Origin of the sequence: Flavobacterium sp. FlaQc-48, from assembly GCF_044007335.1 — a bacterium.
Taxonomy (GTDB): domain Bacteria; phylum Bacteroidota; class Bacteroidia; order Flavobacteriales; family Flavobacteriaceae; genus Flavobacterium.
This window is the reverse complement of the sequence record NZ_JBIPCR010000009.1, coordinates 216,452-233,027: the sequence shown is the minus strand read 5'-3', so window position 1 is coordinate 233,027 and position 16,576 is coordinate 216,452. Positions and strand designations below refer to the sequence as shown.

Here is a 16,576-nt window from a genome sequence, read left to right as displayed (position 1 = left end):
TTAATTTTTTTTCGCCACGAATTCACGAATTTTGATAATAATCTCTCCACAAATCTCTTTCAAAATCGTAACCGGCCCTAATAATCCCGCTTTCAACAATGGTTCTCCCTCTAATCTAAAAGGTGCTGTTGTCCAGGTTAATCTTTTTTCTTTTGATAATTTTTCATCACCAATTAATCTATTGGCCCAGGTATTTGTAATTTTTATTTCGATTGTATTTTTTCCTTTTTTTAATGCTTCAGAAACGTCAACCTTATAAGGAAAAGTCCAAAGTGTTCCGCAGTCTTTTCCGTTAATGGTAACCTCTGCGAGATTGGCAATTGTACCCAGATCCAACCAGATTTTATCAGTGTTTTTTCCTTTCCAGTTAATTTCTTTTTTATAAATTACTGTTCCTGAATAATATTTAATCTGATCATTCTCTGACGTGCTCCAGTCAAAAAGTCGATCCGTTTTTATCACTTCTTTTGGTCCGTTAAATTCAGGATCAAATTGCAATTCCCATTTTTCATCCAGGGTCTGAACTGTTTCAAATTCTGAATTCTTTTGATCTCCTTTTGCTAAAACCTCTTTTGTTTCTTCTTTAAAAATCACAAAACCGGACTCATTTTTATCTAACGTTAAAAGCACAATTGTACGTCCGTTTACGGCTTTCCAATTCGGTAAAACTGACGTTTTATCTGTTACAGGATTGTACCATTGCGGTTTTTTTCCGGCAACACGAAATGAGGCTTCAAGCTCTCTTTTTTCCTCTTTCTGATTAGAAATAAAGTAAATATCTTCTGTTGGAGATTTTCGATGTGTCCAGGCAATCGTTTGGGAATCAGCTCTGTTTAATTTTGGAAAATAAATATCCTGCTCAATTCCTATTGACGTGAAGTCATTTCCCTGATAAGGCAATTTAATAACCGTTCCTTTTCCGATTTTCCATGAAGAAGCATTCTGTTTATTGTTCCAGATTTCATCTAAAACAATCTGCCATTTTTTATGATCTTCTTCTGATTGCATTCCGGGTTGCAGATCTGGTTTTTCATCAATAAAAACAGTTGCTCCTTCTTTTATGAGTTGCAGTATTTTTTCGGCTACAGCCAAAGAAATCATTTTATTCGGAGCCATTTTATGACTTCCCGGAAATAATAATGCACCGTATTCGATACTATTACTGAAAATTATTTTTCCGTTTTCGACTTTGGCATTATTCAACAAAACATCGGAGTTGAACGAATCATATTGATAACCATTCATGGCATTGATCCATTGCGATAAATCCGTTGAATTCTTAGTAGAAGTAACTTCTTTTGGAATTTTAATATTGGGCTGACCTTCATTCTTTAACCGAATGGTTTCACTTTCAACTCGCGCTGCCCCAAAAACATTTGGAATAAAAGGTACCAAACGATCCGGAAGTACCGAACGCGATGGTAAATCTTCACCAATAAAAACGGCCAAATCAACAACAGGTTTTCCTTTTTGCAATTGAAACTGAACTCTCTGACAATAATCAAACCAGGCTTTTCCGGGTTTCCACCACGTTTGGTCTCTTTGAAAATAAGTTCCTATATCGTTTAGCGTCATTCCCGGTTTACGATCTGTCCACGGATTATGAACGAAGACATGATAGAAAAAACGATTAATTCCCAGCGCGTAATTTCTGTCTGCCATTGTTTTAAGATTGCCGGGATGTTCGTCCCAGTCCATTCGCAACTCTGTAAAAGCTTCTGCCTGAATAATGTCTTTTCCGTAAATATGCCCGCCCGAAATGGCATCCAGCATATCATTTGGTTTGTCATGTGTTGGGCTTTTCAGCCAAAATTCTCCGCTAGGATAATCGATATGTTTAAAGTGTAAAAGTCCATCGCTCATCATGGTTGGTGCCACATTCTCTGAACTAAATTTGACGTTTGCTTTTTTAGCTTCGTCAGCCAAAGTGCCAAAGAAATTATCAACAATTAATTCTGAAATCGTCTTTCTCACATCATACAATACTTTTTCTGAAGTCTGAATATCCTTTACAGGCATTCCTGCCATGACCGGCAAATAATCTACAATATCGTAGCCTCTTCTCTTTTTGAATTCGTCCCTAAAAATCGGTGACCAGTTCTGGCTGCCGCATTCCCAACTGTCTATATGCAATATTTTTACCACTTTCGAAGCCAGTTCCGGTCCTGCAGTTCTTAACATTTCACCAAACCAATGGTCTAATTGAAAACGCACTGCTTCGGCATTAAATTTATCCACTTCTAAACCTCTTCCTGCTCCTGCAGTTGCATTTTCATGTCCGGTAGAAGTATATCCAAAACGGATAATACGCCAATTTTCTTTCGAAGCCGTTTTCCAGTTGAGAATTCCTTTTGCATCCACAAACTTCGAAATATTAATCATTTTTGATGGATCAATACAATCAGATTTATTGATTACCGCATCTGTTACTTGTGGACTCAAACGCCAAATCGCTCCTGATTTTCCCTGATAATTATCGATTAGGGGTTCATTCGACAAGAGTATTTTTGCCACTTTCAATCCCTGATTCCATTTTGCGGGATCTAAATCTTCTGCTCCAGGTTCAGTTCCTTCCGGATCATAAACAAACCTGAAATATTTGGCTTTCGTTGGCACAATACTATGTGTGTAAAAAGCATCGACATCCTGCCAGCCGTGACGCGGAGTTATCAGACGTCCAAGGCTTTTAAAATTTTTACCGTCGTCGCTTACTTCAATAATTAAACGATGCGCCTGATAATTATTTCCTTTGGTTTCGATCTGAATCGATTTGCATAAAAACGGCTGGTCAAATTCGTACTGAACCCAACCTTTTTCCTTTAATCTAAATTGATCGTCTTTGCTGGTATCACTTAAAAATGACGCATCAAAATTCGGTAATGTTGAAGTAATTTTTGGACGAATTTGATTGGATGTTGTGTATGCTTCCTTAACCGGAACAGCAAATGTGGCAATATCTTTATAATAGTCTTTGTAATGGTTTGGCGTTGGTAATTGCAGGTTTTTGAAACTATTTCCGTTTACCGTAATATCGGCCCAAACTACTTTTTGCATCGACATTTCAGGCGTAATCCAGGGACCTCCGGCAACGGCAAAACCGTCAGCGGGATGAAAAGCGATTTTTACGCCTAAACGATCTGCTTCTGTTAAAGCCCAACGCACCAAAGTCCAGAATTCAGGACTCAGTTGCAAAACCGGAGGATTTATCAATGGCGGATTTGCAGGCCCTTTAATGGTCATTAAATAAGCACCTCCAATTCCGGCTTGCTTCATCGCTTCGAGATCGGCTGTGATGCCTTCTTTTGAGTAAGCACTCTGCATCCAATACCAATATACCCAGGGTCTGGAGGATTCGATTGTAGGCTGAAACGGATTATTTTCTTTTTTATGGATTTCCTGTGCGGAAACGAATCCCGTGACAAGTAATATGAAGATTGTCGAAAGTCGAAAAGTCGAAAGTCGAAAGTCAATTCCAAAAAGAAAAAAGTGTTGTTTATTAAACATTCTTACTATTATTTATTCATTCGTTTGGCAAACCCGACAGGTTTTAAAAACCTGTCGGGTTTAACTGCGTATTAGTTCTCAAATTATACCTAACAAGTTTTGAAAACCTGTTAAGAGAATCCTTAATACTTAAATTTTTTCAAGCTTTCATCCAATCCATTTTTCGAACCTGAAAAAGGAACCAGATAAAAACTATACTGATAATCTCCTGACTTAATCTGATATTGTTCTAACGGCTGCGCTACTATAGTCCAGCTGTCGTTTCCTCCCACTCCCATTTGGATCAAATCGATATTTACGGTTAAAAATCCCGGATCTTTAAGATCAAAAGTATGTTTGGCGGCACTTAAATTTTCTTGTGTATACGGCCATGCGCTCATGCTTAAAACTTTGGCATCATCAACCACCAGCAAACCTTTATTTTTCTGAGGCGTTGTAAAAGCCATCCATCGTACTTCGGTTCTGTTTGCATTTTCCTGAGGTTTTACATAATGCTCCAGAAAATCATTAATTGGCAACGAATACTTCCCAACGAATGAACCAAAACTTCTGTCGCTATAATTCTCTAATTCTCCTTTTCCGTACCACGAAATCTGATCGAATTTTCTTTGAACTCCCATTTGCATTCCGATTTTTGGAATGTTGGGTAATTTGTTTGTTGCTTTGAGACTGTAATTCACTTTTATAATTCCATTTTCACTGATATTATAAACAACCTGAACTTTTGCACTGTCTTTTATAACTTCATATTCGCTGGTAATTATCGTTCCGTCAATTGCAATCGCCATTTTCGTGCTTACCACTTTCGGTTTTGCCTGATACCAGGGTTTTAAAAGTTTGTGTGATTTCCATCCTCTTTTATCATTATCCGTCTGCGGTCTCACAAAATTAGGTAACAATGGAGCAAAAACCTGTTCTTCGCCATTGAAAACATAAGAGCTCAAAGCTCCGTTTGCCTTGCTAATACTGATCTCAAATGATTTTCCTTTTATTTTAAAATCCGTGTCGGTTTCTGTTGTTTTAAATTTAGAATCTTTCTCTTTAAAATCAATTGTTACGTCTTGCTTTTTCAACAAAAACTGATCCTCTGCAACTGTATAGCCTTTAGGAGCCCATAGTTCCTCTTTTGAAAGCTGGAACTCGATATTCAGAAAATATTCGGCATCTTTTTTCAATTTAGGCAGATATTGTTTTACATCTAAGATGGCAGATTGTCCTGCTTCTAAATTGAAAGGTTTTAGAATTTGAGTTTTGATCACGTTTCCGTTTTCTACAATTTTTAAAACCGGAATATAAGCAGCTAAAGATTTTACGGCCTGACGATTTTTGATTTCTAATTGAAAATTTTCTTTTAACGTACTTGTCGCCGGTTGATAAATCCATTTGTTTTCATAAATAGAACCTTTTGGTTTTCCGTTAGAATCTACAATTCCTTTTGTATTGAAGTTCCCGTCATGGTATTTTTCTCCAAAATCTCCACCGTGAGCAAAAAATTCCTGACCCGTTGCCGGATCTTTTTTTACTAATCCCTGATCTTTAAACTCCCAAATGCAACCGCCTATAACTCTGGGAAGCGAACGGAATTCATCCCATAATTCTTTTAAGTTTCCAACTGAATTTCCCATTGCATGAGAATATTCCACAAAAATAATTGGACGTGTATCTTTCTTTTGATCTACCAGAAATTTTGGTGTAAAAACTCCCGGATAGAATCGGCTGACCATATCGACATACGGCTCGTCTTGCGGATTTTCGAATCGGTAAGCGTGATCGATTGTTTTAGGATATCTTGGATCAAGCGGATCGATATAACCGTCTAATCTCGGGTTTCCTTGTGCCGGCTCGTAATGTACCGGACGCGTAATATCAAAATCGTGAACCCAACCTGCCATTGCAGCATGATTTGGTCCTTTTCCGCCCTCATTTCCTAAACTCCAAAACACAACTGAGGGATGGTTTTTATCTCTTTCGACCATTCTCGTCATACGTTCTAAATACGCATTTGTCCATTTTGGGTCGTTGCTTAGTTTTCCGCCAATACCATGAGTTTCCTGATTGGCTTCGTCCATCACCATGATTCCGTACTGGTCGCATAAATCATAGAAATACGGATCGTTAGGATAATGACTGGTTCTGATAAAGTTGAAGTTGAACTTTTTAATCGTTGTAATATCTTCTTTAATATCTTCTCTTGTAACGGCTTTTCCTCTTGTTGGGTTATGGTCATGACGGTTTACGCCATACACATAAGTCTCTTTTCCGTTGATGAGCATTTTACCGTTTTCCTTCGAGAATTCAATCGATCGAAAACCAACTTTACAGCTTTTAGCTTCTGTAATATTTCCGTTTGCATCTTTTATCGACATTACCAAAGTGTACAAATTAGGTTCTTCAGAACTCCATTTTTTTGGATTAGTGATATTTTCCTTAAACATTCCAAAACGTACATTATCCAAACGGGGATAACTTTCGTTGATCATATCGATCACCGGTTTTTGAAGTGGTTCTTTGAATAAAGCCACATTATTGGCATCGTACAATTGTGCCTGAAAAGTATAATCTTTGATTTTTTCGCCTGTCAGGTTTTCTACTTTTGGTCGCAGTTGAAAAGAAGCATCTTTGTATTGCTTATCTAATTTAGTCTGATAAAAGAAATCCTGAATGCGTAATTTTGGCTCTGCCATAATAAAAACTTCACGCTGAATTCCGCTTACACGCCAATGATCCTGATCTTCAAGATACGAACCGTCTGTCCAGCGAATTACCTGAACCGAAACTACATTTTCGCCTTCTTTTAAATAGGGCGTAATATCAAATTCCGAAGGCAGAAAACTATCTTCTCCATACCCTAAAAATTCTCCGTTAAGCCAAACCTGAAATCCGGAACTTACAGCACCAAAATGCAAAGTAACGGTCATATCTTTCCAATTTTCGGGAACGGTAAAACTGCGTTGATACGAACCCACTCCGTTATAATCTTTAGGAATAAAAGGCGGATTTATAGGTCTAAAAGGATAAACGGCACTTTTGTAAATGGGAATATCATAACCTTTTAATTCCCAGTTTGATGGTACTTCTATTTTATTCCAGCCGGCAACTCTTCCTTTATAGAAATCTTTCGAAGCTTCTTTGAGATTCGATGCGTATTTAAAATCCCAATCTCCGGTCAGCATTTTAAGCCGGCTTTTTGTTCTGTCACCTTTTAAGGCATCTTCAACATTGGTGTATGAATATGCCGTTGCTCTTGATGGTTGTCTGTTGATACTTGTAACCGTTGGATCTTCCCATGGAGCAAATTCGTATTTTTTATTCAATTCAGGAATTCCCGCAGGTTCTCCTGTTACGGATTGTGCATGACCGCTAATTGTTAGAAGCAAGATGCAAATTGTGAAATGCAAAATGTGATTCGAAAATCGAAACCTGAAAAATTGATAAATATGAATTGACATTATTTTTATATTATTCATTATTGTCTAATTATATTGTGTAGTCCCTACGGGACAAAATTCATTTTACGTATATTATTTGCTACCGACATTTAATTCCTAACGGAATATTTTGCAGAGATTAAATATTGATTCCTACCTAAATTAAAATCCTAACGGAGCATCCAAAAAATTAATATTCATAACCTTGATACTACCAACATTTAATTCCTAACGGAATATCTCGTAGAGATTAAATGTTGGTAACAAAAATCGACCCTCTATCTAAATGTCCTGTAGGGACTACATCTTTAATCACTACTAATGAAAATGAGACTAAAAACTATTTTTTCTTCTCCGGCGGCGCCACAAAATTCATTTCGCTTTTCCCTAAATCTTTAGATGTTGCTACTGCAATCCCTCTTTGTTCTGCTTTATTTACGGCGCAATAAAAGTGATACACCACTCCGTTGTGTTTTACTACAAATGATTTGTGCGCAAACATATCATCGTAAGGTTCAGAAGATTTGACTAAGTCCTCACCTTTCCAGTCGGTCCAGTTTACTAAATCATTCGAAACAGCAAAACGGTTAAATGCACCTTGATTCCAACCCGTCCAAAAAGCTCCAAAATAGAACATCACCCAAGTATCGTTAATACGCTGAATATAGGCATCTCCTGAGATTCCTTTATGATGATTGATTAATGGTTTATCACCATAGCGTTTCCATTCTTTCATATCGTTCGAAACTGCCATCGCAATACGCTCTGCGCCTTTAGCAGGATTTATACTATCACCACGGGCATTGTAGTACATAATAAAATTATGTCCTGTCAATTTATCTTTGTCACGAATCACACTGTTTTTATACATCGTACTATTATCCCACCATCTGGCGTCTTTGTCTTTTGGCGTTAAAACCGGATTTTCTAACCTTTGGAATTCATGTGGTTTTGTCGGAGCTTCTTTTGTATAAGCCATTCCGATCGATAGTACGCCTGCTTCGTAACCTTTACTGTCTCCGCCAAAATAACTCATCCAGTATTTGTCATCGTATTTTTCCCATTCGTAGCTTCCTCCCCATGTTGGATCCTGCAACGAAATATATCCGGCTTTTTGGTTGACATCCCAATGTTTTTCGTTTTCTGAGAAAGACATCACTTTTCCTAAATATTTCCAGTTAAGTAAATCGTCGCTTTCTGCCAGCCAGGTTTCATAACCTCTTCCGTCATAAATTAAATAGGTCATAAACCATTTACCGTCTTTTCTGAATACACTTGGGCAATCCATTTTATAGGAGTTGTCAGTCGGAACCATAACCAAACCGTATTTGTAAGGCGTTTTGATCTCGTTGTAAATCTCCTGCATTACGGTTTCGTTGATGTCTCTTTTCTTGTATTTTGTGGTCGCACAACTGCTTATTAAAATTGCAGTAATGGCGATAAATAGGTAATTAATTTTCATTTGTTATGGTTTAGCCACGAAGGCGCTAAGGCATTGAGTTTTTTTTATTTTTCTTTATAAATCAAGTCGATAAAATAATCTCGCAAAGTCGCAGAGCCGCAAAGGTTTTATAATCTTGTCTCTTTACTCTTGTCTCTTTACTCTTGTCTCTTTACTCTTTACTCTTTACTCTTTACTCTTTACTCTTGTCTCTTTATTCTATTCTCTCTATTCTATTCTCTCTATTCTATTCTCTCTATTCCAAAGCTTTCAATCTCTTTTCCATCACTTCTTTGTTTAGTTTTACTTTAACCATTCCCATTGGGTGAAATCTTCTTTTCAGGTCTATTGCAGCGTAAACAATAGTGTAAACGTCATTTCCTTCTGGAATTAGACATAATGGCGTTCTCATGATATCCCACCATTTATCGACTTTTGTTTCTATGGGCAGATATCTTGCCTCTCCCCAATTTTTGCCATCTTTTGATATTGAATAGGCGATCATGTTGGGTAAATGATGTCCCCAACCGTCCGGTCCTCCGTCAAAAATGGCAATGTATAAACCGTTTGGAAGCTGACTCACAATTGGATTTTCTACAAAAAACGGATGCATTGTCCTTATCGGATTATTGCCCTCTTTTATTCTTGACCATGGACCTTCTAAACTTTTTGATTCGGCTAAAGCCACAAACCAGCCTTTTCCTGATTTCTTTGGATAATCTGCCCAGGAATTAAACGGATACGCTCCGCTATAAAAACCAAAATACTTATCGCCTACTTTATACGGAAAAAACGAAGCCACGCCCTGACGCCCTTCCCATGGTTCTGAGTCTAATCCGGGTTCCATGATGATGCCCATATCCTTATACGGCCCGCCAATTCCATTGATTCCGTCTACTGTTGATTCACATCTCCAAATCCTTCCAAAGGAATGATTGGGTTCTATTTCTTTACTCACTGTATAGGCCAAATAATAGCCGTACCATTTGTTTGCCTTTTCATTAAAAACCGGCATATACGACCAAATAGCGGCACGGCGATCATTCATTGGGTTATCATCTTCGGTTACGGCATATGTGCCGCTGGCCTGGTAAATCGTCGATTCTCTTTTCCAGTGAATAGCGTCTTTACTGGTCCAGTGCCCAATTCTGGTTTTTACGCGATCGTAATAATAATCTACTCCTTTTTCTCCGGCTCTTTCGGTTGGAAACATATGATACGTATCACCAACTTTTACCACGCGTCCGCCTTCAAAACCGCCTTGAATTCCTTCTGTTCCGGGCATTCCTTCTTCTACAACAGGTTTATTTTCTCCGCCAACAATTTCAAACAGCGGTTTCTCGTCTGAAAATCCTTCTACGATAAATGTTGGATTCCATAATTTACCGTCCGGAAGTACTGCGTTTCTAAAGGTTACTTTTTGACTGCTTTTCACAACACCTAAAAGGGCAAATAATCCTTTTCCCGGATTTATAGTTTGAGTTCCTTTTGGATAAGAAACCGAATAAACATTTACTGGCGGTAAACCTGTTATTGTTACTGCATTTTCTAAAACTAATTTTGCATTTAGCAATTTATCAGCCTGAAGATATTCTGCATTGTTTTCCTTAAAAACACCAATTAAAACCTGAACCGGTTCTTTGAATTTTAATTGTAAAGGAGCGTTTGTTCCTTTTTTATATGCCTCTAAAGGAAGTTCTACACCTTGCAAACCTTGCAATTCCGGCGCTAAACGAACAATATTATGTTTGCTTCCTGAAAATATGTGCGCATATTGCGTTGTTTGGAATGTTTTGTAATTTGATTGTATAACTTCAAAAGAAGCGGGTTTCCATGCGCTGTTTTGTGCTGAAACTTGAATGCAGACAGTTAACAGCATCAGGAAAGCTGTTTTTAATTTGAAATTGTATTTTGTATTTTTTGAAAACATTGGTTTTTTATTATTTAATGAATTCTGAATTCCCTCAATCTTGTCATTTCGACGGAGGAGAAATTTTCGTTTGCTGAGCACGCCTGGCAGATCAATCTTTATGGAGCTACTTGCGAAGATTTCTCGTTCCTCGAAATGACAAAAATGGCGTGACAATCTTTGTGGTTACGCGTGTGATTCCTCCTTCGTCGGAATGACAAACTAAACGTAAAATTATAGTGCTTTATAACTCACTTCATATTCTACATTAGGCTTAATAATCAGCTGGTATTTATTTTTAGCCAATGTTGTAATCGTTCCTGAATTTGTTTTGGGTTTGGTTGAACTTTCAAAAATCAATTTCCCTTCGCCTTCAGCTGCTTTTACTTTGATTTCATTGGTACTGCAATACAATTCTACTTCTCCTTTTGGTGTTGGCACTTTTCCTTGTATCCATTTTAAACCTCCTAAATTAGGTTTGATTTCGTATTCTGAATATCCCGGTGAAGTTGGTTTTACGCCCAGGTAATATTTTCCTAATAAATAAATCGGACTTGCTCCCCAGGCATGACAAAGGCTTTTACCATAAGGGCGTCCGTACATGGTTAAATGTTCTGCTCCTTTTTTGTTTGGGTTATATTCTTCCCAGAAAGATGTTGCGCCTTCTTTTAACATTCCGCCCCAATAATCTTTCATTTCTTTTAAGACGTAATCCTGTTCGCCCATAGCACACAAAGCTTCTAACTCGTAAAAACGCATGTATGGTGTTGTAATTTTAAGAATATTATCATTGAGCAATACCTTGTTTTTGATACTTTGTTTTTGCTCTTCATTAAAATAATTGAAAAAAATACCAAACATATTAGCGTATCTGGTGACAATGTCTTCCACTTTACCGTTTATGCGCTGGTGCTTCATGACGTTTTGTTTTTTATCCCAAAACACATCAAATAATTTTGTTTTTAAATCATCCGCTAATTTTTGATACTGTTTTTGGTCTTCCTTTTCACCTGCAATTTCAGCACTAACCGCCATCGCTTCTAAACTTCTTGCTAAAAGCATTTGCTCAAAACTAACTTCTCCTGTTTTTGGCAGACCGTCTGCCCAATCAATAAACACCCAATCGCCTTCTAAAGGTTCCAGGAATCCGCTTGTGTTTCTTCTTTTTAAACAGAATTCCATAAGTGACTTCATTCGCGGATAAAAAGTTTCGATAAATTTCGTATCGCCTGTGTGCAAATAATAATCGTAAACCCCCACAAACCAATAAAGCGAGTAATCCATTATGATATTAACATGCGCCGTTACAGGTTCTTTTCCGCGAAGCGCTAACATGGTTCGTTCTACAGAAGCTGAATCAAAGAATAAATAATAATTCATTAAATAACTTTGATAAGCGTCGCCAGACCAAACCCAACGATCGCGTTTGATTCCGTCTATAAAAAATTCGCGGGACGTTAGATGCATTGTGTAAGCCGAAACATCCCAAATTTGATTCAATTGTTCGTCTGAAGATTTGAATGCACCACGATAATCTAATGGCAAATATTCATAAAGCATCGAAATAGAATCGTATTTTACCGTTGCATCTGCCTGTACCTGAACATAGCGGAATGCTTTAGATCCGTCATGTGTGTACGTTTCAGACTGGTTTCCATCAAAAGATAAATGATCTAAGGTTTCGCATCTGGCAGAATCCAGTGCTTCCTCACGGGATTCACCATAATAAAGAGCTACTTTACCTTTTCCCTTTAATCCGTGAATTTTGATATAACCAAACGTTTCTTTCCCGAAATCTACTAATTGACCAGCTCCTATTTTCTCTGTTTTTTTGGCATTCATAGGTTTGGTTGTCAGTTTAAATCCCGAAGGTTTATGCTCCGGTGCATTAAAATTCCAAGAACCAACAGGCACCCAAGGTGTACCGGATTGCTGTGCTTTTCCAGTTTCGTCAATCCAAAGTTTGTCTTCGTTGGTCACTTTCCAGGATGCATCAGATTTAACATATTTACCATCAATATAAATAGCCGGCAGTACTTCCTGATTATAAACTTTAAAGGAAATTTTGTGTTTTCCGGCAGGAATTGTTATTGATTTTGGCTGCCCATATACCTGAACACCATCTAAAAGTAATTGAAAAGGTCCTTCTGAATAGATTTTTACCTCGTCTGGTTTTGGAATGTCTACTTCTGTTTGAAAAGTTACCAGCGCATAAGGACTATAATATTGCCAAAGCGGTGGAAATACCGCTTCACGTTCTGTACGTTTTACTTGCATTTTATTGCTTAACCAAACTTCAAAATCTCCTGGATACCAGATCCATGTCGCTTCTTTTGATTTTTCCTGCGCAAACAGAAAAACGGAAGGACAAAAAATAAGACAAACAAACAAAAATCTGGAAATTGAAAATTGGTTCTTCATATAAAAATAATTTAAGGCTAAAGATAAATGTTATTTTTACATTTCACAACCTGTACTGTCCTGTTTACGCGGAATAATTAACCTTTTTTATACCATGACTGTAATTTTAGTCCCATTTTTTTATTTAATTCTTTAAATTTTATTTGATTTTTTTTCAAATAGATAATGGCTTGTGAGATTTATCATTCAGACTACTTAAAAATCGTCATAAAAAAATGCTTCGGGGATTCTGAAGCATTATTAATTATTTTTTAAAGTTTATCTCTGAGTATCATTTTCATTAAAAATAATTAGCAATCCTTACTTTTTGTTCTTTTCAATTTCATCATTCGCCGTGATAATGATTTTATTTTTCTCATGTAAAACTGTTACAGATTGTCCGCATTCAAAGCCGATATCTTTGAGCCACTTCCCACAAAGTCGGATTTCAGGAAATATAACATAACGCATATATGATCTTCGAATATATTTTCGATGGATTTTTAATTGTCGTTTTTCTGATCGCTTTATTTCAGTTTTTTCTTTCATTAAAGCAAATGTAGTAAAAATTTTATTACAAATAATAACAAGATCTAATTAAATTATAATTTCATAGCACTTTTGAATAATTACACTATACTTTTTATTATATTTAAAATATATCATATTTGCATGAAAAAGCAATAAATCAACATTATGTCGAAACTTAAGCTAAATAGAATAAAGGTTGTTTTAGTTGAAAACAATAGAAGTAATAAGGAATTAGCCAAACATTTAGGCAAAACCGTATCGACTGTTTCTCGTTGGTGTACGAATGAATATCAGCCTTCTATTGAAACACTTTATGAGATTTCTAAGTTTTTGAAAGTTGATATTCGAGAGTTGCTAGTTTCTACTAAAAGCTAATAATCAGACTTTATTTTTTTTTAAAATCTTTACTTCAGAAATTTTAAAATAAAAAATATCCATAAAAAAACCACTCCAAAGAGTGGCTTGAATTACAATCCTACAAATTCATCTGCTTTAACAGCAATTGCTTTATCAAGAGTAACTTTTAAAAGAATAAGGTTTTCCTTAAATAGACTAATTACTATTATAGCATTTCCAAACATAGCCAGTGGTTTCAACCACTAGGGCGCAAAATATATAACATTATGCTTCCCAAGGTTGAAACCTTGGGCTATGGTTGAAATGTTTCTGAGTTATTTAATTCCCATTAAAAACAAAATACAAAGCCAAAATCGTTAATCCCAACAAACCAAACAACAGCTTAACTTTCATACTCGTTTTAGGAATATCAACTTCAACTGAAAAATTGGTTTCCGGGCTTTTATCCAATAATGAAATAATAACTGCTGCAACCAATAAAACGGCAAAAATGTAAAAGGATATCAATAAAAAGTGTGGCCAGATGGTATAAACATCAGCAGGGAAAATCCAGAGATACAAAACCCCAACGAATAAGCTAAAAGCAGATCCCCAGGATAATGTTGCGTTTACTGCTTTCTTTGTCGTCCGTTTCCAGAAGATACTCAACAAAAAGACAACGGATAATGAAGGTGCTAAAAAGCCCAAAACCGCCTGAAATATATTGAATAGATTTTGTCCTTTTATATTGTCGATTGCAATGGCGATCAGAATCGCAAACAAACATCCGGCTGCAATGGTGATTCTTCCAATCTTAATCTGATCTTTTATAGTCGCTGTCGGGTTGAATTTCTTGACATAAATATCATTCGTAAAGACGGTACTTAACGCATTCAGCGACGAACCAATTGTTCCTACCAAAACAGCAATCATCACACAAATTACCAAACCGTTCATTCCGCTAGGGAAAAGGTTTGTCACCATGGTCATATAAGCCAAATCAGAGTTTTTGCCTAATTCAGGATATAAAGCATAACACAAAATTCCCGGTAAAATAAACAAGGGCAACGCCATCACCTTTAGCCAGCCAATGAAGTTTACGCCCAATTGTCCCTGTTCCAGATTCTTCGCTCCTAAAACGCTCTGCACCATCGATTGATCGGTACAAAAGAAAGCTACAGCAGCAACAGGATATCCTAATAAAATGGCAGGCCACGGATAATGCGCATCGTTTGCGGGCTGTACTAAATTCCAGAAATTAGAAGGTGTCTTAGCAATTAAGACATCTATTCCTCCCAATTTTTGTAAACCTAAATAAGATAAGGTTAATGAAACGACAATTAATAAAATCATCTGAAAAACATTGACTTTTGCAATCGCTTTTAGTCCTCCGGCGAAAGTAAAAATTCCTGAAAAAATCACTAAAACGGTCACGCTCTGCCACATCGGGATTCCCAAAATCTGACGTACTAAAACGCCTCCGCTGAATAATCCTAATGATAACCAGCTTACCAAAATTTTGACTAAAGCGTACCAGGCCAAAATATTTTGTGTGCTGTCGCCATAGCGTTTTCCCATATATTCCGGCATCGTGCTTACTTTGCTCGCAATATAACGCGGTGCAAAAACCATTGCCAAAAGCAGTAAAAAAACAAAAGCATACCACTCAAAATTTCCGGCTACAATTCCGGTGGCGTAACCAATACTCGCAAATGCCAATAAAGATGACGGACCAACATTTGTCCCCCACATATTGAACCCAATGCTGTACCAGTTTAGTGAGTTTCCGGCGAGAAAAAGGGTTTCGTTCTTCTTGCTTTGTTTGACACTTACTACCCAGCCAATAATTAATAAAGCTACCAGATAAACGGCAACAATTATAAAATCGAGCGTTGTTAATTTATCGTAGATGCTGTTCATAGTCCGTATTCGTTAAGAACGTCAGCTATTTTTACTGGCAATCCGGTTTGCAGTGATCTGTCCATTGCTTGCAATAAAGCTACGGTTCCGATGCCTTCTTCCATATCCGGATAAGCCGTGAAATTAAGTTCGATGCTGTCTACGAAATATTCCAGATAATTTTGATATTCTCCTGCGTGATGGCTTTGTCCTTCAAAACGGAAATAATGTTTTAAGGCTGAATCTCCCCACGTAATTACTTTTTCTTCTCCGGTTTTGTCAGTAACCGCATAACGCAATTCATGGTAATCTGCCTGACTTGCGCCTTCGGTTGCTCTTAAAATCGTGCTCATTCCGCTATCACGCTGCGCAGGTTGCGTTGGCGAAGTATATACTCCACTTACTCTGGCGATTCTTCCGTCTGTTGCTTTGAAGATAAAGTGCATCGTATCTTCATTTTTCAAACCTGCAGCACTTCCGTTACTGCTGATCATTCCGTACCCCATTACTTCTTCGATATTAGGCAAATACCATCTGATGAAATCAACGGGATGGCTTAAACCTCCGTACAACCATTTGAAAGACTGCAACAACGACCATTCTTTCTCTAAAAACCATCTGTGATCAGCGTGATACTGCGCTTCAATCGTGATTAAATCACCTATTAATCCTTCTTCATAATCTTTTCGTTGTCTTTTTGCAGGTTCAAAAAATCGTGAACTCTGACCTATAAAAACCTTTTTACCTGTTTTTTTACTGAGTTCTAAAAGTGCTGCGGCATCTGAAAGATCATCGATAAAAGGTTTGGTACAAACTACATGTTTCCCGTGCAATAATGCTTGTTTTATATGCTCGGCATGCAAATGATCGGGGGTATAAATGGCGATGATATCAATGGAATCATCTTTTAATAAATCATCATAATTGGTGGTGTACGAATGGAAATCAAATTCCCCTGCTCTCTTTTTACACAATTCTTCATTTCTGTCGCATACTTTTACGAGTTCTAATTTTGAACTTCCTAAAGCTGCCGACATGGTGCTTCGGCCTTCTCCGAGTCCTAAAATGGCTATTCTTAACATTTATATTTTTGGTTTGATAGTTAGATTTTCCATAGTATCCTAACTC

General features: G+C 37.1%; 9 protein-coding genes. 1 reads left to right on the top strand and 8 read right to left on the bottom strand.

Annotated elements, in window-relative coordinates; all coding sequences use genetic code 11:
* The 6 genes from ACHRWY_RS15860 to ACHRWY_RS15835 all read right to left on the bottom strand — a co-directional run bounded on the left by ACHRWY_RS15860 (position 1) and on the right by ACHRWY_RS15835 (position 13,231).
* Positions 1–3,504, bottom strand: a complete 3,504-nt coding sequence (locus ACHRWY_RS15860; RefSeq protein ID WP_395355967.1) for a glycosyl hydrolase — start codon at positions 3,502–3,504, stop codon at positions 1–3.
* A 122-nt stretch (positions 3,505–3,626) separates the two neighbouring features.
* Complete coding sequence (locus ACHRWY_RS15855) at positions 3,627–6,881, bottom strand: glycoside hydrolase family 2 TIM barrel-domain containing protein (RefSeq protein ID WP_395355965.1); 3,255 nt, start codon at positions 6,879–6,881, stop codon at positions 3,627–3,629.
* A 391-nt stretch (positions 6,882–7,272) separates the two neighbouring features.
* On the bottom strand, positions 7,273–8,394 hold the full coding sequence (locus ACHRWY_RS15850; RefSeq protein WP_395355964.1) for a glycosylase: 1,122 nt from the start codon (positions 8,392–8,394) through the stop codon (positions 7,273–7,275).
* Positions 8,395–8,629: 235 nt separating this feature from the next.
* Entirely contained in the window at positions 8,630–10,303 is a 1,674-nt protein-coding gene (locus ACHRWY_RS15845) for a hypothetical protein (RefSeq protein WP_395355963.1), read from the bottom strand.
* 213 nt (positions 10,304–10,516) lie between these two features.
* On the bottom strand, positions 10,517–12,703 hold the full coding sequence (locus tag ACHRWY_RS15840; RefSeq protein WP_395355962.1) for an alpha-L-rhamnosidase C-terminal domain-containing protein: 2,187 nt from the start codon (positions 12,701–12,703) through the stop codon (positions 10,517–10,519).
* A 300-nt stretch (positions 12,704–13,003) separates the two neighbouring features.
* Complete coding sequence (locus ACHRWY_RS15835) at positions 13,004–13,231, bottom strand: SymE family type I addiction module toxin (RefSeq protein WP_395355961.1); 228 nt, start codon at positions 13,229–13,231, stop codon at positions 13,004–13,006.
* A gap of 147 nt (positions 13,232–13,378) precedes the next feature.
* Here ACHRWY_RS15835 and ACHRWY_RS15830 point away from each other — a divergent pair, with 147 nt between their 5' ends.
* Positions 13,379–13,588 (top strand): helix-turn-helix transcriptional regulator, encoded by a 210-nt coding sequence (locus tag ACHRWY_RS15830; protein WP_395355960.1) that lies wholly within the window; start codon positions 13,379–13,381, stop codon positions 13,586–13,588.
* Positions 13,589–13,888: 300 nt separating this feature from the next.
* Here the strand turns inward: ACHRWY_RS15830 and ACHRWY_RS15825 are convergent, their stop codons facing one another.
* On the bottom strand, positions 13,889–15,469 hold the full coding sequence (locus ACHRWY_RS15825; RefSeq protein WP_395355959.1) for a sodium:solute symporter: 1,581 nt from the start codon (positions 15,467–15,469) through the stop codon (positions 13,889–13,891).
* Positions 15,466–16,530 carry a Gfo/Idh/MocA family protein gene (locus ACHRWY_RS15820; RefSeq protein WP_395355958.1) on the bottom strand — a complete coding sequence of 355 codons (1,065 nt, stop codon included), beginning with the start codon at positions 16,528–16,530 and terminating at the stop codon, positions 15,466–15,468. The genes ACHRWY_RS15825 and ACHRWY_RS15820 overlap by 4 nt, the downstream gene beginning before the upstream one ends.
* Between the last annotated feature and the right edge of the window lie 46 nt (positions 16,531–16,576).